At 65.2% G+C, this 19420-nt stretch carries 18 protein-coding genes and 5 tRNA genes; 11 read left to right on the top strand and 12 right to left on the bottom strand.

The window, feature by feature from the left end; translation table 11 throughout:
- Window positions 1-47: 47 nt before the first annotated feature.
- Window positions 48-824: a phosphate ABC transporter ATP-binding protein PstB gene (gene pstB, locus Q7514_RS24260; protein ID WP_054717000.1), complete on the top strand. Its 777-nt coding sequence runs from the start codon at window positions 48-50 to the stop codon at window positions 822-824.
- A 96-nt stretch (window positions 825-920) separates the two neighbouring features.
- Here the strand turns inward: pstB and phoU are convergent, their stop codons facing one another.
- The 6 genes from phoU to Q7514_RS24230 all read right to left on the bottom strand — a co-directional run bounded on the left by phoU (window position 921) and on the right by Q7514_RS24230 (window position 7732).
- Window positions 921-1625 (bottom strand): phosphate signaling complex protein PhoU, encoded by a 705-nt coding sequence (gene phoU / locus Q7514_RS24255; protein WP_054716997.1) that lies wholly within the window; start codon window positions 1623-1625, stop codon window positions 921-923.
- A gap of 85 nt (window positions 1626-1710) precedes the next feature.
- Window positions 1711-3684, bottom strand: a complete 1974-nt coding sequence (locus Q7514_RS24250) for an LCP family protein (protein WP_330135806.1) — start codon at window positions 3682-3684, stop codon at window positions 1711-1713.
- Between the two features lie 397 nt (window positions 3685-4081).
- A complete protein-coding gene (gene dusB, locus Q7514_RS24245; RefSeq protein ID WP_330135805.1) occupies window positions 4082-5224 on the bottom strand; it encodes a tRNA dihydrouridine synthase DusB in 1143 nt (380 codons plus the stop codon).
- Between the two features lie 165 nt (window positions 5225-5389).
- Window positions 5390-6343 (bottom strand): acyl-ACP desaturase, encoded by a 954-nt coding sequence (locus Q7514_RS24240; protein WP_330135804.1) that lies wholly within the window; start codon window positions 6341-6343, stop codon window positions 5390-5392.
- Between the two features lie 249 nt (window positions 6344-6592).
- Window positions 6593-7201: a DUF937 domain-containing protein gene (locus Q7514_RS24235; RefSeq protein WP_330135803.1), complete on the bottom strand. Its 609-nt coding sequence runs from the start codon at window positions 7199-7201 to the stop codon at window positions 6593-6595.
- A 72-nt stretch (window positions 7202-7273) separates the two neighbouring features.
- Entirely contained in the window at window positions 7274-7732 is a 459-nt protein-coding gene (locus Q7514_RS24230) for a hypothetical protein (protein WP_330135802.1), read from the bottom strand.
- Window positions 7733-7858: 126 nt separating this feature from the next.
- Here Q7514_RS24230 and Q7514_RS24225 point away from each other — a divergent pair, with 126 nt between their 5' ends.
- A complete protein-coding gene (locus Q7514_RS24225) occupies window positions 7859-8503 on the top strand; it encodes a hypothetical protein (protein WP_330135801.1) in 645 nt (214 codons plus the stop codon).
- 55 nt (window positions 8504-8558) lie between these two features.
- Here Q7514_RS24225 and Q7514_RS24220 read toward each other — a convergent pair.
- Window positions 8559-8631: transfer RNA gene (locus Q7514_RS24220), tRNA-Lys, on the bottom strand.
- 232 nt (window positions 8632-8863) lie between these two features.
- Between Q7514_RS24220 and Q7514_RS24215 the strand changes: the two genes are divergently transcribed.
- From Q7514_RS24215 to Q7514_RS24175, 9 genes are all read left to right on the top strand, one after another.
- Window positions 8864-9505 (top strand): TetR family transcriptional regulator, encoded by a 642-nt coding sequence (locus tag Q7514_RS24215; protein ID WP_330135800.1) that lies wholly within the window; start codon window positions 8864-8866, stop codon window positions 9503-9505.
- A gap of 109 nt (window positions 9506-9614) precedes the next feature.
- Window positions 9615-9687 (top strand) — tRNA-Glu (locus Q7514_RS24210).
- A gap of 54 nt (window positions 9688-9741) precedes the next feature.
- Window positions 9742-9815: transfer RNA gene (locus tag Q7514_RS24205), tRNA-Asp, on the top strand.
- A 38-nt stretch (window positions 9816-9853) separates the two neighbouring features.
- Window positions 9854-9927: transfer RNA gene (locus tag Q7514_RS24200), tRNA-Phe, on the top strand.
- Window positions 9928-10047: 120 nt separating this feature from the next.
- Window positions 10048-10121 (top strand) — tRNA-Asp (locus Q7514_RS24195).
- Window positions 10122-10358: 237 nt separating this feature from the next.
- Window positions 10359-11591 (top strand): glycosyltransferase family 4 protein, encoded by a 1233-nt coding sequence (locus Q7514_RS24190; RefSeq protein ID WP_330135839.1) that lies wholly within the window; start codon window positions 10359-10361, stop codon window positions 11589-11591.
- The gene (locus tag Q7514_RS24185; protein ID WP_330135799.1) at window positions 11591-12322 is read left to right on the top strand and encodes a class I SAM-dependent methyltransferase; all 732 of its coding nucleotides are present in this window, start codon (window positions 11591-11593) and stop codon (window positions 12320-12322) included. Before Q7514_RS24190 ends, Q7514_RS24185 begins: the two co-directional genes overlap by 1 nt.
- A gap of 16 nt (window positions 12323-12338) precedes the next feature.
- Window positions 12339-13397, top strand: coding sequence for a glucosidase family protein (locus tag Q7514_RS24180; protein WP_330135838.1), 1059 nt, complete (start codon window positions 12339-12341; stop codon window positions 13395-13397).
- Window positions 13398-13642: 245 nt separating this feature from the next.
- On the top strand, window positions 13643-15229 hold the full coding sequence (locus Q7514_RS24175) for an FMN-binding glutamate synthase family protein (protein WP_330135798.1): 1587 nt from the start codon (window positions 13643-13645) through the stop codon (window positions 15227-15229).
- 6 nt (window positions 15230-15235) lie between these two features.
- On the opposite strand, the gene Q7514_RS24170 is transcribed toward Q7514_RS24175, so the two are convergent.
- The 5 genes from Q7514_RS24170 to Q7514_RS24150 are packed head-to-tail and all read right to left on the bottom strand — an operon-like array spanning window position 15236 to window position 19386.
- Window positions 15236-15886 (bottom strand): class I SAM-dependent methyltransferase, encoded by a 651-nt coding sequence (locus Q7514_RS24170; RefSeq protein ID WP_330135797.1) that lies wholly within the window; start codon window positions 15884-15886, stop codon window positions 15236-15238.
- Window positions 15883-16248: a carboxymuconolactone decarboxylase family protein gene (locus Q7514_RS24165; RefSeq protein ID WP_330135796.1), complete on the bottom strand. Its 366-nt coding sequence runs from the start codon at window positions 16246-16248 to the stop codon at window positions 15883-15885. Before Q7514_RS24165 ends, Q7514_RS24170 begins: the two co-directional genes overlap by 4 nt.
- A complete protein-coding gene (locus Q7514_RS24160) occupies window positions 16245-17132 on the bottom strand; it encodes an NAD(P)-dependent oxidoreductase (RefSeq protein WP_330135795.1) in 888 nt (295 codons plus the stop codon). The genes Q7514_RS24165 and Q7514_RS24160 overlap by 4 nt, the downstream gene beginning before the upstream one ends.
- Window positions 17129-17878, bottom strand: a complete 750-nt coding sequence (locus Q7514_RS24155; RefSeq protein WP_330135794.1) for an SDR family oxidoreductase — start codon at window positions 17876-17878, stop codon at window positions 17129-17131. The genes Q7514_RS24160 and Q7514_RS24155 overlap by 4 nt, the downstream gene beginning before the upstream one ends.
- 38 nt (window positions 17879-17916) lie before the next feature.
- Entirely contained in the window at window positions 17917-19386 is a 1470-nt protein-coding gene (locus Q7514_RS24150; RefSeq protein ID WP_330135793.1) for an aldehyde dehydrogenase, read from the bottom strand.
- Window positions 19387-19420: the final 34 nt, after the last annotated feature.

The following is a 19420-nucleotide window of genomic DNA, read 5'->3' as shown; positions in this document are numbered from 1 at the left end:
GCGATGACCACATACTTCGAATTCGATACACCATTAGGGAGCCGGTAATGGCCAAGCGTCTGGATCTCAAGGACGTCAACATCTTCTACGGCAAGTTCCACGCGGTGTCCGACGTGACGCTCTCGGTGCCTCCTCGCAACGTTACGGCGTTCATCGGCCCGTCGGGCTGCGGTAAGTCCACCGTGCTCCGCTCCCTCAACCGCATGCACGAGGTGACCCCTGGTGCCTACGTCGAAGGGTCGGTGCTCCTCGACGGTGAGGACATCTACGACGCGTCCGTCGATCCGGTGGGTGTGCGCAAGACCATCGGCATGGTGTTCCAGCGGCCGAACCCCTTCCCGACGATGTCGATTCGCGACAACGTCGTTGCGGGCCTGAAGCTGCAGGGCATGCGCGACAAGAAGAAGCTCGACGAGGTCGCCGAGAAGTCGCTGCGTGGGGCGAACCTGTGGACGGAGGTCAAGGATCGCCTCGACAAGCCCGGCGGTGGTCTGTCCGGCGGTCAGCAGCAGCGTCTCTGTATCGCCCGCGCGATCGCGGTACAGCCCGACGTGCTGCTCATGGATGAGCCGTGCTCCGCTCTCGACCCGATCTCGACGCTTGCGATCGAGGATCTGATCACGGAGCTGAAGCAGGAGTTCACGATCGTGATCGTCACGCACAACATGCAGCAGGCAGCCCGCGTGAGCGACCAGACGGCGTTCTTCAATCTCGAGGCCACCGGTAGGCCCGGCAAGCTGATCGAGATCGACGACACCGAGAAGATCTTCTCGAACCCGACGCAGAAGGCCACTGAGGATTACATTTCGGGCCGCTTCGGCTGAGTCTTCCTCGGCCACACCATGACTGACCACAGCACGAATAGGAGAGCCCCGACCGGATCATCCGGTCGGGGCTCTGCGCGTGTGGCGCAAGCGAACTCAGGACTCGGGATACACGGTGAGCTTGTCGACGCGCTGCTGCATGGTGTGGAAGTCCTCGAGGGTGGGCAGCTTGCCCGTCACCAGGAAGATCACGCGGCGACCCACCTCGACGGCGTGGTCGGCGAACCGCTCGTAGAAGCGTCCCAGGAGAGTGACGTCGACGGCCGCGGCCACGCCGTGCTTCCATTCACGGTCCATGAGCACCGTGAACAGGTGGCGGTGGAGATCGTCCATCGCCTCGTCCTCCTCGTGGAGGCGTGCTGCGCGCTCGGGGTCGCGGGTCTCCAGGATCTCGCGGGTCGCGGCGCCGAGTGACACGGCGATCCGGCCCATCTCCGCGAAGTATCCACTGACCTCGTCGGGCAGCACGTGATTGGGGTGACGCCGGCGTGTGGCCTTTGCGATGTGCAGGGCCAGCGCACCCATCCGATCGATGTCCGCGACGATCTGGATGCCGCTGACCACCGCGCGCAGGTCGCCCGCGACCGGGCCCTGCAGGGCGAGAAGTGCGAAGGCCTTCTCTTCGCACACGGCACCGAGTTCGGTGATCTTGTCGTGCTCCTCGATCACCGTCTCCGCGAGGGGGAGGTCGGCCTGGAGCAAGGCTTGGGTGGCCCGTTCCATCGCCACTCCGGCGAGTCCGGCCATTTCGCCGAGTAGCCCGGTGAGTTCATCCATCTGTTCGTTGTAAGCGACGCGCATAACGTCACACCATACGGCCTCCAACGGTCCGTATCACGATCAAGAAGTGAACCGGAGGTGAACGACGCAGCGCCGTTCAACGCTCTCAGCTGCAGGGATCCGCGCCGGCATTGGTTACGGCGAGGTCGTCCGGGAGTTGCGCGGCGCCTTCGTCGTGGGCCTCTTCGATCGTGACCGTCCCCAGTGGGCTTCCCGCCGGGGTGGGGTACGCCAGAGTGCCGTCGAATTCGGGCCCGAGCACGACTTCGACCACATTGCCCAACGACGAATCCGCGGCGCGCTGCAGTACTGCGCCCGGGAACGCCGAGGCCACCGTCATGGCCTCGGCCTCCATGCCGGGTGCGAATCGCACGACGGTCTGTGAGCTGATGCCCGTGTAGTTCCCTACGTCGTAGATGGGGAATCCATATGCGGCGAGCTCTTCCGCGGTCCCGGCAGCGAGACCGGACACCCCCGACGCGTTCGACACCCGGACCGACACCCAGGACGGATCGAGCGCGGGCAGCGAGGGCGCAACCACCGGATCGGCAGCCGGATCGGCCTCGGCAGGTGTCTCGCGCTTCTCCCCGGGGAGAGGCTGGTCATCGATGATCGCGGTGAAGATCGCTTCGATGTCGTCGAGCCGTGGAATCTCGTTGCCCCACTCGGTAGTGCCGGCGGTGGGTGTGGTCAGGAAAGTCACGGCCCCGGCGTCGACGTTCTGCAGCGACCTCCCGAGCTTCACCAGCGAATCGGCGTTGACGTTCTCGACGAAGGTTGCACGGGTGAACGCACCGATGAGCCCGTTCAGTTTCCCCGGGTCGAGCAGCACCTTGTTCGACAACGCGGACCGCAGCAGCGACGACAGGAACTTCTGCTGGCGATTGATCCGCGAATAGTCGCTGTTGATCTCGGATTCGATCTTGCGCGCACGAACGTAGTCGAGGGCTCGTCGACCGTCGAGAAGATGGGTGCCCGCCGCGTCGATGATCGTGCCGAGCTCACCGTCCACCAACGGAGTCGGGGTGCAGACCTCGACACCGCCGACCTCGTCGACCATCGATTCGAAGCCGGCGAAGTCGATACCGACGAAGTGGCCGATCTTCAGACCGGACATCTTCTGGATCGTCTTGACCAGGCATTTCGGCCCACCGAGCGCGTATACGGCGTTGAGTTTGTCGCCTTCGGCAGCGGGATAGACCTCGGAACTGTAGTCGCCGGTCTCGCTGTCCCACGCGAGACACACCGGCCGTTCGACGTCGAGATCCCGGGGGAACGACACCGCGACCACGCGACTGCGATCGGCAGGAATGTTGACGAGGATCGCGACGTCGGCGCGAGAACCCTCGGCGTCATCGATGCTGCCGGCTCCCACCTCGCCGCTGGCGCCCGCACGCGTATCTGTACCGACGATGAGGTAGGTCTCGTCGCCGGTCTGCCCGATGGGGTCCACGATGTCGTCGGACTCCGTGTCGAGTGCTGCGATCTGAGAGAACCCGGCTTCGGTCGCGCGGAGATAACTCCAGACCGATCCGGTGCCGACGAGGGCGAGAACGGATACGAGTGAGACCGCGACACGTGCGGCGAGCCGCAATTTCCGTTGCTTGCGTCTCTTGCTCAGTGCCAGTCGACTCAGTCCGTCGCTGCCCACCGCCTGCGGTGTCGCCGTCGATTCGTCATCGACGTGTTCGGACTCGGTGTCCGGTCGTGCGGGGTCGGCGGCAGGCGCCGGGGTTGCGCGTGTCGGGACGCGCCCTTGGGGCGGGGGCGCAGGTGGATGGGCAGGGGGAAGCGCCGACGCCGCGGTCAGGGGAGGTGAACTCGGCCGTTGCGGAGGTGCCTGCGGCGGCGGTCCCGAAACCTCCGTGGGCTTCCGGGGCTGTGGAGGTCGCGGGGGTTGGGACACCTGCGGCGGCGGTGAGGGAGCCTGCGGAGTTCGGAACGCGGGCGGAGTGTCAGGAACCCGAGGTGCGGCGGGCGGTCGTGAGACCGAGGGAGGCGGCGACGCTGTGGGAGGCGGGGTGGACGGTGATGACGGGGTGGACGGGGGCGAGTTCTTCTCGCGGTCCACCTTGTTCATCAGCTCCGCGACGGTGAGCTGATTCGACTTGTCCGCAGAGTCGTTGCGCCTGCTGCGCCCGGTTTCGCTGCGGCGGCTGTCGGAGCGAGAACTGGCACTTCGTCCGCTCTCCGAGCGACCACTGTCCGCTTCTGCACCGTCCGACCGGTCCCGACGTATTCGTCCGGAGCGTGAGTCGCGAGTGGCGGGGTCGGCGATCGGCCGCTCCCAGGGGGCACGACTGTCGGGCGAACCCGGATCGTGCTCCTCACCCACAGATGCCCTGGCCTCTCCGCGTCGCGTTCCCGCACTCGTCGTGTTCGCCCTCGCTCAGAGCGACCTCGCCATGATACTGATTGCCGGGCGACCCACGAAGACATGCGAGCTTTGTCTCGCCCACGAGGACAATCAGCGCACGTCATCCACCGGAGTGCATGATGTCCGCGCCCGCCGGGACGAGCGTGTCGTCGGGGTCGTCGAGCCATCCTTCGGGCAGCGCCACGGCGCTGGGGGAGCCTTGGCGGCCACGAGGGCCTTCGGCATCGGCCGGGAACGGGACGGTCGGGTCGAGCAGGCCGAGGAGATCGTCGAACTCGCTCAGCGACGACACCCGTGCCAGGCCGTTCCGCACCTCCGAACCCGCAGGAAAGCCCCGCAGGTACCAGGCGATGTGCTTGCGGATCTCGCGCATGCCCTTGTCCTCGCCGTGGTGGTCGGCCAGCAGCGTGGCGTGGCGGCGCATGATCACCGTGACCTCGCCCAGTGTCGGCGGGGTGGCAATGTCCCGGCCGTTCAGTGCCGCACTCAACTCGGCGAACAACCAGGGGCGGCCCAGGCATCCTCGTCCGACGACGACACCATCGCATCCGGTCTGCGCCATCATCTTCTCGGCGTCCTCGGCATCGAATATGTCGCCGTTGCCCAGGACCGGTACGTCCGTGACATGGTCTTTCAGGCGGGCGATTTCGTTCCAGTCCGCCGTGCCCGAGTATCGCTGAGCAGCAGTGCGCGCGTGCAGTGCCACGGCAGCAGCGCCCTCTCCGGCGGCGATCCGCCCCGCGTCGAGGTGGGTGTGGTGCTCCTCGTCGATGCCGATCCGGAACTTGACCGTGACCGGGATGTTCGTGCCCTCGGTAGCGCGCACGGCGGCTGCCACGATCTGTCCGAACAGGCGACGCTTGTAGGGCAGAGCCGACCCACCGCCCTTACGGGTGACCTTGGGGACGGGGCACCCGAAGTTCATATCGATGTGGTCTGCGAGGTCCTCGTCGACGATCATCTTCGCCGCGGCGTACGTCGTGTCGGGATCGACCGTGTACAGCTGCAGCGAACGGGGTGTCTCGGTGGGGCCGAATGTGGTCATGTGCATCGTGACCGGATGACGTTCGACGAGGGCGCGCGCGGTCACCATCTCGCATACGTACAGGCCCGATGTGCTGCCGGCCCGTTCGAGCTCGAGGTCGCGGCACAGTGTGCGGAATGCGACGTTCGTCACCCCGGCCATCGGAGCCAGCACGACAGGGCTGTCCAATTCGAGCGGGCCGATCTTCAGGGCAGACATGAGAACCTCGAGAAAGCGTTGTGGTGCAAAAGAATACGAGTAGGTTCCTGCGGAGGCAGGTAGGGCAACTGTGCCCGGCACCGAAGACGGTACCGGGCACAGGATAACCGCTGGTGGCGGTGGAACCCGAATCGGTCGAACCAGGACCGGGCCCCGCGAGCAAGGTCAGGAGACGGCTGCGGTGCGCTCGCGCTTCGCTGCTTCGCGGGCGAGCGAACGGTCGCGCATCTCCTCGAACTTCACGGCCTGCTTCTCGAGATCTTCGAGGAAGGTGCCGAGCTCGTCGAGGGTCTGCGCGCCGGCGCTGCCGAAGTCGCGGTCGAACAGCTTCCACTTGCGAAGAACGGGCATCACGACGTCGTCGAGGTGCTGGCGAAGGTCGTAGATGCCGTGCTTGGCCATCAGTACGCCGTTGCGACGGAAGTTCGGCATGCCCGCACCCGGCATCTGGAAGTTCCGCAGGACCTCGGTGATCGCTTCGAGTGTCTGGACGGGAGCGACATCGAGAGCGGCCTCGCAGATGTTGCGGTAGAAGATCATGTGCAGGTTCTCGTCGGCAGCGATGCGCTGGAGCATCTTGTCGGCGATCGGCTCGTTGCAGGCGTGGCCGGTGTTCCGGTGAGAGACGCGCGTCGCGAGCTCCTGGAACGTGACGTACGCGACCGACCTCAACATGCCGGTGTCGTTGGGCGACGCGAAGCCGTTCGTCATGTGCTCCATGCGGGCGTTCTCGAGGGCCACCGGATCGACTCCACGCGTGACGACGAGGTAATCGCGCATCACGATGCCGTGACGGTTCTCCTCCGCGGTCCACCGTCCGACCCACGTGCCCCACGCGCCGTCTTGCGAGAAGTTGACGGCAATCTCGCGATGGTAGGAGGGCAGGTTGTCCTCGGTGAGCAGGTTGGTGATCATCGCGGCCTTGGCGACCTCACCGAGTCGCGACTGCTCGGGATCCCAGTCGCTGCCACCCATGGCGGCGAAGTTGCGACCCTCGTCCCACGGCACGTAGTCGTGGGGATGCCAATCCTTCGTCATCGAGAGGTGTCGGTTGACGTTCGCCTCGGCCACGGGCTCCAGCTCACGCAGTAGCTCCAGTTGAGTCAGGACTCGCGTCATGTATCAGTACCCCTGTCCGTGTGATGTCGTTTCGGTGGTGCAGCCTACGGGACCGTAGGTTCGTGCCCGTCGAAGTCTGTCGTCGCGCACCGGAACCTGGCAATTGATCGGAATCACAATGTTGCCCGTCACAAAACGTCCGTGGCTACGGTACCGGGTCACCGCTGTGTACCGAAGGAAGTCCCCTGAATCGAAAACGGCCCCGGTGGGTTCCGTGGCCGCGTCAGTACCGGAGTCGGATTGCGCTGATCAGCGCTTTCCCCCGCCGAGCAGGCCCCCTAGCAGCCCGCCGAGGCCGCCGCCGGAATTTCCGCCGAGGACACCACCGAGTATGTCGCCGAGCCCGCCGCCGGTGTTACCCGACTTGCCCGCAGCGTTCTTCAGGAGTCCGCCGAGCAGGTCGCCGAGTACGCCCTGGTTACCCGCGCTCGCCGTCGTCGAGGTGGGTGCGGAGCCGCCGGTGATCTGCTTCGCGAGGTACGACAGCACGATCGGCGCCAGGATCGGCAGCAGCTGCGCGATGAGGTCCTTGCCACCGGAACCGTTGACCGAACCCAGTGTGCTGATGACCTGGTCCTTGTTGTCGCCGAACACGTTGGCAACGATCTTGTTGCCGTCTGCGGTGTCGACCTTTGCTACGTCGACTCCGCCGTCGAGGATGGTCGCACCCGAGTGCTTGTTCACAGCCGACATCAGCGACGCAGCTCCTGCCGCGTCCTGAGCGTTCGCATCCAGGCCTCCGACCAGCGTCGGGAGGGCCGCGCGGACCGCGGTCTCCGCCGTTGCGGAATCGACGCCGAGTTTCTGCGCCACTTGATCGATCGGTACCTGGGAGATCAGTTCGTCAAAGCTTGCCATGCGGACCCTCGTCTGGTCAGGGCGCCCCACCCGAGAGACACCGGTGCGGTGAGCGTATCGACCGCGTCACAGTCAGCCTCGTGCTGGTTGCCGGGACGGTCGTCGTAGCGAAACGAGGCAGCACATCAGCCCGACGAGGGTGCCGCTGACCAGTAGTACGAACCCGTTCTGATTGGTCAGGGCAGTGCTGTGGTTCTCCGCCAGATAGTCGCCATGAGACTGGAATATGCGCACCGCGGCCGCTACACACACGGACAGGGCGAGGATGGCGCCGGCCCAGCCGGTGACCACCGAATCGAACAGCGCGGCGATCAGCAGCAGTACCGATGCTGCCGCGAGCGGAACCGCAAGAGCCTCGTACAGCGGTAGATCCGCAACAGCGAGACTCGTGGGATCGCCGCTCGGATATCCGTCGCGGAGTCCCGAGAGGGGGATTTCGGTGGAGCGAACCCCTCCGACCATGGGCAAGACGGTGCCGATACCCAGTGCCACTGCGGCCAGGAACAGGCCCAGATCCACGAAACTGCGCATGTGCCTCCCCACCCGATTCGATTCGCGCGTGCTCACACTATCCATAGCGGGCCGAGGATCGCGGGGCGAAACGCGAGGACATGGAATTGAATCCACTATGTCCGGGTGGACCGTAGGCTTGGCGTCATGTCTGACGCCAGGACATCGTCCGAGATCGAGCGAGCGGGAATGAAGCCGTGGCTCAAGAAGACCATCGCGGTGGTCGTGACCCTGCTCGTGCTCGTCATCACCTACTTCGTGCTCGCTGCGTTCCTGCCTCGGTGGTGGGCGCAACGTATCGCCGGCCTCGCCGAGGGGGGATTCTCCCGCGGGATTCTGTGGGGGCTGCTGTTCGGGATCCTGTGCACTGCGATCCCGCTCGTCCTACTCGTGTGGGTGTGGCAGGTGCGCGGATGGAAGTTCGGTCGCGGTGTCCAGATTGCGCTCACCGTCGTTGCGCTCGTTGTGGCAATACCGAACCTGATGACGCTCAGTGTCGTACTCGGCGGTGGGAACGCGGCACACGCCGGCGAACGGATCATGGATGTCGACGCGCCCGGATTCCGAGGAGCCTCGCTGGTCGGGGCGATCATCGGCGTGTTGGTGTTCGCCCTCCTCGTCGTCGCGGTCGTCCGGTACCGGAAGCGCGGGAAGGACCTGCGTGCTGCGCGCGCCGACCTCGAGCGGAAGGCTGCGGACGCCGACGGGCACGGCACCGATCGGGCGGGTGGCGCCGGCGCTGCGGAGGGCCGGCCACCGGAGGACTCGTCCCGGGGACCGGTCGACCGCTGACCCGTCCACGAACCGAAATGACCCGGCGTCCGTGAGGAACGCCGGGTCATTGCCGTGCCCCCAGTAGGGCTCGAACCTACGACCTGCGGATTAAAAGTCCGTAGCTCTACCAACTGAGCTATAGGGGCATGGGCGCACAGTGTAACCACACTGTGCGCCAAATCGTATCGGACGCGCATCCGAAGACTTCAAAGGGCTCGGGTGCACACCCCCTGCTTCCGCACCCGAGCCGCGGAAAGCATACCACTCGGTGTGTTCTGTGGTTCACGGTGGTCTGAGGTGCAGGTCACCCGGCCGCGGCGGGGATTGCGCGACTAGAGTTTCCTTCGGGGATCGGATACTCGGAGGCTCGATTCGCTCATGTCACGTCAACAAGAACGTGCGCGCCGTACGCGTTCCGTCATCATCAGGGCGGCTGCAGTCGAGTTCGCGAAGCGGGGTTACGGAGCCGCGTCGATCAACTCGATTCTCGAACACTCGAACGCGACCAAGGGCGCGATGTACTTCCACTTCGCGTCCAAGGACGAACTTGCGCGCGCGGTTCTCGAAGAAGGGCTCGAGCATTACCGGGCGATCGTGGCCCGCTGGGTCGACGCGCCAGAGCTCGACCCTTTCGAGCGCCTGCACGGAATGATTGCGGACCTCGGAGAGGCACTCCACAACGATGACGTCATCGCGGCCGAATTCAGGCTCGTCACCGAACCTGAATTTGCGGACGAAGCGCTCCTGCGTGGCAGCTATATCTGGGGAAGAGGGGGCTATCGGCTCGCGGTCGAAGCTCAGGAGCGAGGACTGTTCCGTCCGGATGTGGACATCCGCAGGTTCGTCGAAGCGGTCGGGTCGTCGCTGGCCGGGCAGCGCTACCTCGCAGACCTCACTTCGCCGGACACCGACGTCAAGTCCAAGTTCGAGGCCTGTCTCGAGGTTCCGCTCGAAGCGATGGCCTCGGAAGAGTGGCTCGCCGGCTGGCGGGAGCGCGGTTGGCCGCAAAGATCGGATTGATGGCATGACCAGCTGATTTGTGAATCAGGAATGCCGTGACATAAGCTGTCCAAGCTCCCAGCGGAACGGAAAATCCCGTTGAGGGTACGGGTCGGAGGAATCCGGTCGGGCCCCCTTCGTCTAGCGGCCTAGGACGCCGCCCTTTCAAGGCGGTAGCGCGGGTTCGAATCCCGTAGGGGGTACACTTCGGTTTCGGCCGGATGTGTGCAGTACGCTGGCAGAGAATTGAATAGCAAGGCCCTGTGGCGCAGTTGGTTAGCGCGCCGCCCTGTCACGGCGGAGGTCGCGGGTTCGAGTCCCGTCAGGGTCGCAGAAGTATGCGATCGGCATTCGGTTCGGGTGCCATCCGGCCAGGTAGCTCAGTTGGTACGAGCGTCCGCCTGAAAAGCGGAAGGTCGCCGGTTCGATCCCGGCCCTGGCCACGACGATGGTTGTGTTCCACCATCGACAAATGAATACAGACAGATGAATACAGGCAAATGAATACACCAGGCCCACCGCATGCGGTGGGCCCAGCTATGACGAGCCCAATGGGTTCCTATGGCCCTGTGGCGCAGTTGGTTAGCGCGCCGCCCTGTCACGGCGGAGGTCGCGGGTTCGAGTCCCGTCAGGGTCGCACAACACGAAGGTCCGGTATCGAAGAGATACCGGACCTTCGTCGTTGTTGCAGTTCGGCACGTTACCGTTCGACACATTGCAGCTCGACACTGTTGCCGGGCGCTACCGGTTCCGATCAGTCCGCTCCGCTACCGGTCCCGATCAGTCCGCTCCGCTACCGTGACCGAGTGAACATGTTCTAGTGTGTGCCTACGTAACTGCATGGACACGTGTCCGAACAATCCGGGGGTTGGATGTGCGCATAGCTCTGCTGTCGTACCGGAGCAAACCGCACTGCGGGGGCCAGGGCGTCTACGTTCGTCACCTCAGTCGGGAGCTTGCGGCCCAAGGTCACGACGTCGAGGTGTTCTCGGGCCAGCCGTATCCGGAACTCGATCCGGCGGTGACCCTGACCAAGGTTCCCAGCCTCGACCTCTATCGCGACGATGACCCGTTCCGCACGCCGCGACCCGGTGAGTACCGCGATCTGATCGACGTCCTCGAGGTCGCCACCATGTGGACGGCGGGGTTTCCGGAACCGCGCACCTTCGGGCTTCGCGCGGCCCGCTTGCTGCGCGACCGAGTCGCCGATTTCGACGTCGTCCATGACAACCAGTCACTCGGATCAGGACTTCTCCGCATCGCGAATGACCTACCGCTGGTCGCGACCATCCATCATCCGATCACCCGGGACCGCGAGCTCGACCTCGCGTCGGCGCCCACATTGCGTCGCAAGATCACCCTGCGGCGTTGGTACGGATTCCTGCGCATGCAGGGGCGGGTCGCCCGGAAGATACCGACACTGCTCACCGTCTCGGAGAACTCCGCCGACGACATCCGCACCGCCTTCGACATCGAGCCGGACCGCCTCCACACGATTCCGCTCGGCGTCGACACCGACCTGTTCGCCCCGGCGACCACGTCGCGGGTCTCGGGTCGCATCGTGTGCGTGGCCAGCGCCGATGCTCCCCTCAAGGGAGTGCCGACATTGCTCGAAGCCGTGGCCAAGCTGCACACGGAGCGCGAGGTCGAGCTCGTGCTCGTCTCCAAGCTCGCTCCCGGTGGTACCACTGAGCGCCTCATCGACAACCTCGCTATCGGTGATGTCGTGCGCACTGTGTCCGGGATCGACGACGCCGAACTCGCGGAGCTTCTCGCGTCGGCGGAGATCGCTGCAGTGCCGTCGTTGTACGAGGGCTTCTCGCTGCCGGCGGTCGAAGCCATGGCGTGCGGGACACCGCTCGTGGCCAGCCGCGCGGGCGCGATTCCGGAAGTGGTGGGCGATGCCGGCGAGCTCGTACCGCCCGGTGATGCCGAACAGCTGGCCGCCGCGATTGCGGCACTGCTCGATGATCCGGCTCGGCGGACACAACTGGGCACCGCTGCCCGCGCCCGCGTCGAGGAGAAGTACAGCTGGGCTGCGGTCGCCGCGCAGACCGCGACCGTCTACGAGAGCGCGATCGCAGCACACGAAGGAAGGACCGACTGATGCTGACCGTCGACTTCGACCGGCTGGGGGTGCGGCCGGGATGCCGCGCGATCGATATCGGCGCCGGTGCCGGCAGACACTCGTTCGAGTTGTACCGGCGTGGCGCGGACGTCGTCGCCTTCGATCGCAGCGCTGACGACATGAAGGCGGTCGCCGACATGTTCGTGGCGATGGAACTCGAGGGCCAGGTGCCCGAAGGGGCCCTCGCGCGTGCCGAGGTGGGCGACGCGCTGGCGCTGCCGTATGCCGACGACACCTTCGATCTCGTGATGATTTCCGAAGTCCTCGAACATGTTCCCGAGGACGATAGGGCGATCGCAGAGTTCGTGCGGGTCCTCAAGCCCGGCGGGGTCGCGGCGGTGACGGTCCCGCGGTGGTTCCCCGAGAAGATCTGCTGGGCGTTGTCGGACGCCTATCACGAGGTCGAGGGCGGGCACGTGCGCATCTACAAGGCGGACGAGCTGGCCGCCAAGCTCACCGCGGCCGGTCTGACGGTGCGCGGGACCGACCACGCCCACGCTTTGCATTCGCCCTACTGGTGGCTCAAGTGCGCGGTCGGCGTCGACAACGAGAACAATCCGTTGACGAAGACCTATCACCGGATGCTCGTGTGGGACCTGATGGAAGGTCCGTGGTTGACACGCACCGCAGAGAAACTCCTCGACCCCGTCATCGGTAAGAGCGTCGTGTTCTATCTCGAGAAGCCGGGTGCCTCCGGTGCGCCGCAGTGAGTTCCATCGCCGGATGATGCCGGAGGTGCCCGGCGCCCTGTCGCGCGACGACTGCCACGCGACGGGGCAGGCAATTGCGCGCATGCAGGAGGCGTGCGGGGCGATTCCCTGGTTTCCGGGTGGCCACACGGATCCGTGGGATCACATCGAATCCTCGATGGCACTCACTGTCACGGGGCTGCTCGACGAAGCGTCGGCGGCCTTCGGATTCCTGCGCGGGACGCAACGCAGCGACGGGTCTTGGCCCGTGAAGTTTCGGAACGGGGTCATCGAGAACACCGATACAGACAGCAATTTCACCGCGTACATCGCGGTGGGGGTGTGGCATCATCACCTCGTCACCGGCGACCGGCGGTTCACGTCCGAGATGTGGCCGACTGTGCGGGCAGCACTCGACCACGTCGTCGGCATGCAGTTTCCCGGCGGGCACATCGCGTGGGCGCGGGGTGCGGGCGGACTCGTCGACGAGGCGCTGCTCACCGGAAGCGCCAGTATTCACCAGAGTCTGAGGTGCGGGGTTCAGCTTGCCGAACTCGTCGACGACCCGCAGCCGGAATGGGAAGTGGCGCTGTATCGATTGGGCCACGCGCTGCGCAAACACCCCGAGGTGTTCACACCGAAGCCCGAGTATTCGATGGACTGGTACTACCCGATACTCGGTGGTGCGCTTCGCGGCGCCGAGGCACATCGGCGAATCCGGGAGAGATGGACCGATTTCGTCGTGGACGGACTAGGGATCCGCTGTGTCGACCACAAGCCCTGGGTGACCGGCGCGGAGACGTGTGAGCTCGTCCTCGCGCTCGATGCTCTCGGCGACAACGCGCGAGCGAACGAGTTGTTCGCGTCCATGCAACACCTGCGCGACCCGGACGGTTCGTACTGGACGGGACTCGTCTACGACGATGGTAAACGATGGCCCGTCGAGGTCAGCTCCTGGACGAGTGCGGCGGTGATTCTCGCGGCAGACGCGTTGTCGCGGACGACGGGAGGCAACGGGCTGTTTCGCGACGCGGCTGTTCCCCCGGGACAGGTCGGCCCGGATCACTGCACCGAGCTTTGCGAGGTGTTCGTCTGACGGAGTACCGAGCTTTGCGAGGTGTTCGTCTGACGGAGTACCGAGCTTTGCGAGGTGTTCGTCTGACGGAGTACCGAGCTTTGCGAGGTGTTCGTCCGACGGAGTACCGAGCTTTGCGAGGTGTTCGTCCGACGGAGTACCGAGTATTGCGAGGTGTTCGTCCGAGCCGTTTCCGGGGGAGTCTTGCGCTTCCGAGCTCTGTGCGCGTAAGCAGGGAAGGTGAGTCTCGCAGGTAGGAGGCGCCGATGATCAGGTATGTCCTGGTCGTGCTCGTGGGAGTCGCGACGGTGGTATCGGTGCCGATCGCAGTGATCTCGGGGGGAGCGGGTTGGTGGATCCTCGCGTCGCTCTGTTTCGTGCTCGCAGCCGTGGGTGTCCACGACCTGTTGCAGACCACACACTCGGTGCTGCGTAACTATCCGATCCTGGGGCACTCGCGGTACCTCTTGGAGGCAGTGCCTCCGGAGATTCAGCAGTACTTCATCGAGCGAAACGTCGACGGCAGGCCTTTCGACCGCGACACTCGCACGATCATCTACGAGCGTGCCAAGGGAATCCACGGGGAGCTGTCGTTCGGAACGGAACGCGATATCGACTCCGTCGGCTACGACTTCCTGGTCCACTCGATGGCGCCGGTGCCGGAACCGGCAGAGCCGCCGCGAGTACTGATCGGTGGATCGGACTGCACCAGGCCGTACTCGATGGCGCTGTTGAACGTGTCGTCGATGAGTTTCGGTGCGTTGTCGGGCAATGCATTGAAGGCTTTGAACAAGGCTGCTGCTCTGGGGGGTTTCGCGCACGACACAGGTGAGGGCGGGTTGACGCCGTATCACCTCGGGGGTGGCGATCTGGTGTGGGAGATCGGGTCGGGCTATTTCGGGACCCGCACACCGGACGGACGATTCGATCCGGATCAGTTCGCTGAGAATGCTGCCCACGAGCATGTCAAGGTTGTTTCGGTGAAGTTGAGTCAGGGCGCCAAACCGGGGTTGGGAGGTGTGCTTCCCGCAGCGAAGGTCAGCGAGGAGATCGCCGGATACCGTGAGGTTCCCGCGCACGAGAAATGTGTCAGTCCGTCTGCGCATTCGGCGTTCCGCACGCCTCGCGAATTGGTGGAGTTCGTGGGTCGGCTACGTGAGCTCGCGGGTGGGAAGCCTGTCGGATTCAAACTGTGCGTGGGTTCCCGTATCGAGTTTCTGGCGCTGTGCAAGGCGATGATCGACGTCGGGGCCACCCCGGATTTCATCGTCGTCGACGGTGCCGAGGGCGGCACCGCTGCCGCGCCGCTGGAATACGAGGACCATGTCGGGCTGCCGCTGACCGACGGACTGATGACCGTCCACAATGCTTTCGTGGGTTCCGGCCTGCGGGATCGGATCAAGATCGGTGCGAGCGGAAAGGTCGCTGCGGGGAACGACATCGTCAAGCGGTTGATCCAGGGCGCCGACTTCACCAACGCGGCACGCGCGATGATGATGGCCATCGGCTGCATTCAGGCGCAACGATGCCACACCAACGCCTGCCCGGTCGGGGTGGCAACGCAGGATCCGATGCGGAGCCGGGCATTGAATGTAGCGGACAAGAGTATCCGGGCGTGGCGGTACCAGGAAGCAACGGTGCAGCAGGCGGTGCAGATCATGGCGTCGCTGGGAGCGAGCGACCCCAGTGAGCTGACCCCGCATATGCTCCGGCGAAAGATCGATGCCACGCACGTGCGGTCGTACGCGGAGATCTACGAGTGGCTCTCGCCCGGTGCACTTCTCGACGATCCGCCCGAATCGTGGGCTGCAGACTGGGAGGCCGCGACCCCCGACTCGTTTCGAGTATCCTGAGCGCTCCTACGAGCCGACGACGCCTCGGGTGCGCTCCAGCACCCGCAACGATCCGGTGACCGAGACCTCGGTGAAATCCCCGCTGTCGAGTGCGCGGCAATAGATCTCGTACGGAGGGCGACCGCCGTCGGCGGGGTCGGGGAACACGTCGTGGATGATCAGCGCACCTCCAGGCTCCACCCAACGTGCCCAGCCCGAGTAGTCGGCCTGAGCCGCTTCGCTGCTGTGTCCACCGTCGATGAAGACGAAGGCGAGCGGCGTCCGCCAGAATGCAGCGACCTGAGGGGACCTACCCACGATCGCGACGACGTGCGACTCGAGGTCGCCGTCGGAGAGGGTGTGCCGGAGTTTCCCGACCGTATCCAGCTTGCCGGTGTGCGGGTCGACCAGCGACGAATCGTGGTACTCCCAACCCGGTTGGTGCTCTTCGGAACCATGGTGGTGATCGACGGTGATGATGGTGCCGCCTGTCGCCTTCGCTGCCTCGCCCAGATACACCGTGGAGCGGCCGCAGTAGGTGCCGATCTCGACGCCCACCCCGTCCCCGAGGTAGCGGACAGCTGCGTCGTGCAGCGCCGTGCCCTCGTCGAGAGGCATGAAACCGGGGGTGGCTTCTGCGAGTGCGAGCGCCTCGTGAGAGAGGGTGGTGTGGGTCATCGGGTCGTCGCCTTTCGTTTGTGCAGAACATTGCCGACCGCGTTGTCGAGTTTCGTTCCGAGTGGCCAACCCACATAGTGTGACAGGAACAATGCGATCTCTCGCAGCTGCTCCTCGTCGAGTTCTTCGTTCTGCAGCGCGGCGCCGATCTGGATCTCGGCGACATCGCTCAGCCCCTGCGCAGCCAAGGCGCCGAGTAGCAGCAGCCGCCGATCGCGGATGCTCAGTCCCGGTCGCGACCAGATGTCGGCGAACAGGTGATCGGCGGTGGCGGCGAAATGTGCGCCGGGCCCGTCCTGGAACTCGAATCCGTAGACTTTCCCCATCATCTCGAGTCCGCGCTGGCGCCTGTCGTCGGTCACGGCTGTTCCTCCATGCTGTGGGTGCGTGCGATGTCACCGATCCCGACTCCGAGACCGGGGCCCAGGCCCGCGAGGGCGCGCGTTGCGAGAGGAAGATCGACGTCGAGCCGGTCGCCGAGGGCCATGGCGAGTGCCAGGTCTTTCTCGCCCAATGCGCGCACATGCGAGAAGATCGGGAACCAAGAATCGTCGGGCTCGAGTGCGGATGTGTTGTCGCGCCACATGATCGATCCTGCTCCGCCCGTGATCGAGTCGGTGTGGCGGACGACCTTGCCGAGTTCGGTGATGTCGATTCCGGCAGCCTCGGCGAGGCGTTGGGCTTCGGTGGCAGCGGTGAACGAGACGAAGTGGAGCAGGTTCCGGGCAAGTTTCATCCGGGTGCCCGCACCGACCGGTCCTGCGTGGACGACCAGCGCGGCGAACGCCCTGAACGGTTCTCGAATCTTCTCGAACGCTTCGTCGGAGGCTCCGACCATCACTGCCAATGCCGCCTTCTTCGCGCCTGCCGCGCCTCCGCTGACCGGCGCATCGACGAATTCCACACCGTGCGATGCGCACTGCGTTTCGAGATCGAGGGCCGTGGTGTCGGAGATCGTCGAGTGGACGGCGATCACGGTGCCGGGCTTCGCTGTCGACAGCAGGCCGTCGGGGCCGGCGACGACGTCGCGGACCTGGGCGTCGTCGAGCACCGTCACACAGACGATGTCGCTGACGGAGGCGAGTTCTGCGGCGTTCGAGACAGGACGGGCGCCCGCCTCGATGAACGGGGTGACCGCGTCGGGGTTGGTGTCGAGGACGGACAGGCTGCCGATGTGGTCGAGCAACCGGAGCGCCATCGGTGCGCCCATGTTGCCGAGGCCGATATAGCCGATGCGGGTCGTCACGGCCGGATCACCTGCCCGCCGTCGACATTGAAGATCTGGCCGGTCACCCAACCCGCTTCGTCGGACAGCAGGAACAAACACATGCCGACGAGATCGTCGGGTGTGCCGATCCGCTTGAGCGGCAGCTGTTTCACCATGTCGGCGACCATGCTCGACGGGGTGGTGGTCCGGGTGGCCTCGGTGTCGATGGGTCCGGGCGCGATCGCGTTGATGCGGATGTTCGATCCGCCGAGCTCGACGGCGAGTTGCTGTGTGAGGCCGTTGATCCCGACCTTCGCGAGTCCGTAGAAGCCCGAGTACACCCAGGCGGCGGTGGACGACTGGTTGACGATCGAGCCGCCCCGGCTCGTCATGTGAGGCCATACTGCGCGGGTGATGTTCAAGGCCCCATCGAGATTGACGCTCATGAACTTCTTGTAGTAGTCCCACGGCACGGTGAGCAGGAGGTCGAGTTTCATGCCGCCGTAGATCGCGGCGTTGTTGACGACGTGATCGATACCCCCGTACGTCTCGACGGTCTTGTCGGCGAGTTCCTTCGCCGAATCGGGGTCGGAGACATCCACGGGCAGGAATGTCGCGGTGCCGCCGTCGACGACGATCTGCTTGGCCACCTGCTCGCCGAGTTCGGCATCGATGTCGGCGATCACCACGCGCGCACCTTCGGCAGCGAGTGCGCGTGCGTATGCCTCACCGATTCCTTGCGCTGCTCCTGTGACGATCGCGGTTCGATCAGTGAATCTGGCCATGTGACCGGTCCTTTCGAGTATGCCGGACGCTGCACACGTCAGAGTGCAGGTTCTGCGACGAGCTTGGTTTCCAGGTACTCCTCGAATCCGGCCAGGCCCATCTCGCGGCCGATGCCGGATTGTTTGTACCCGCCGAATGGTGCGTCTGCGGCATACCAGATGCCACCGTTGACTCCGAGGGTGCCGGTGCGGACACTCGCGACGACGCGTGCGATGCGATCGGGGTCGGTGCCGTACACCGCGCCGGAGAGTCCGTAGGGGGAGTCGTTCGCGATGCGGACCGCGTCGTCGTCGCCGTCGTGGGGCAGTATCACCAGCACCGGGCCGAAGATCTCCTCCTGTGCGGTGCGGGTCGAGTTGTCGAGTCCCGAGATCAGGGTGGGCTCGATGTAGAAGCCGCGCTCGTGCTCGGTGGGGCGTCCACCCCCGAGGACGATCGTGCCGCCTTCTTCGACAGCGAGACGGATGTAGCCCTCGACGCGTTCGCGCTGTCGCGCCGAGATCAGCGGGCCGCAGACGGTGCCGGGGTCGCGTGGATCGCCGGGGCGCAGGCCCTGCAGCGTCTTCGCGGTCGCCTCGACGGCTTCGTCGTACCGGTGGCGGGGCACGACGAGTCGGGTGGTGATCGCGCAGCCTTGGCCGGCGTGAGTGCACACCGTGAACGCGGCCATCGAGCACGCCGCGCGGAGGTCGGCGTCGTCGAGGACGAGAAACGCGGACTTGCCACCGAGTTCGAGGAAGACCTTCTTGAGCGACTCCGACGCCGCACGCATCACCGACTTCCCGGTGGCGGTGGAACCGGTGAACGAGATCAGGTCCACTCGCGGGTCTTCGGCGAGCAGGGCGCCGATCCGGTGATCGCTCGAGGTCACGATGTTGAGAACACCCGCGGGGATGTCGGTTTCCTCGGCTGCGATCCTGCCGATCAGCGCCGCACACCAGGGAGTGTCGGCGGCAGGTTTGAGCACGACGGTATTACCCGCGGCGAGCGCCGGCCCGATCTTCGCGAAGTTGATCTGATGCGGGAAGTTCCACGGGGTGATCGCGCCGACTACGCCGGTGCCTTCCTTGAGCAGGTACCGGTGGGTGGGGATGCCCATCGGGGAGGAGTTTCCGAGATCGTGTGTCCACGAATAACTCTCGGCGAGATCGGCGAACCACAGCAGATCGTCGACGGGTCCTTCGAGGTGCGCGGCTGCGGTCAGGAACCTGGGGGCACCCACCTCGGCGATCGTGATCTCCCGCAGTTCGTCGATGTGACCGCGGATGGCGTCGTGGAGCTGGCGTAGGCAGTGCGCGCGGAAAGCGTGGTCGCGGGACCAGTCGGTGTGGTCGAACGCGCGGCGGGCCGCGTCGATGGCGGCGTCGAGGTCGGTGGCGGTGCCTTCGGCTGCACGGCCGAGGACCTCCTCGGTACTGGGATCGACAATTTCGAAGGTCCCGCCGCTGCCGGGGACGAGCTTTCCGTCGATCAGGAGCATGGAACTGTCGGTCGGGCGCAATGTCATCAGACGATTCCCTCACGTTCTGGACAGGTGTCTG

Origin of the sequence: Rhodococcus artemisiae, from assembly GCF_036327795.1 — a bacterium.
Classification (GTDB): Bacteria; Actinomycetota; Actinomycetes; order Mycobacteriales; family Mycobacteriaceae; genus Rhodococcus; species Rhodococcus artemisiae.
Note: the sequence above shows the minus strand (reverse complement) of the source record. Positions and strands in the feature narration are given on the sequence as shown.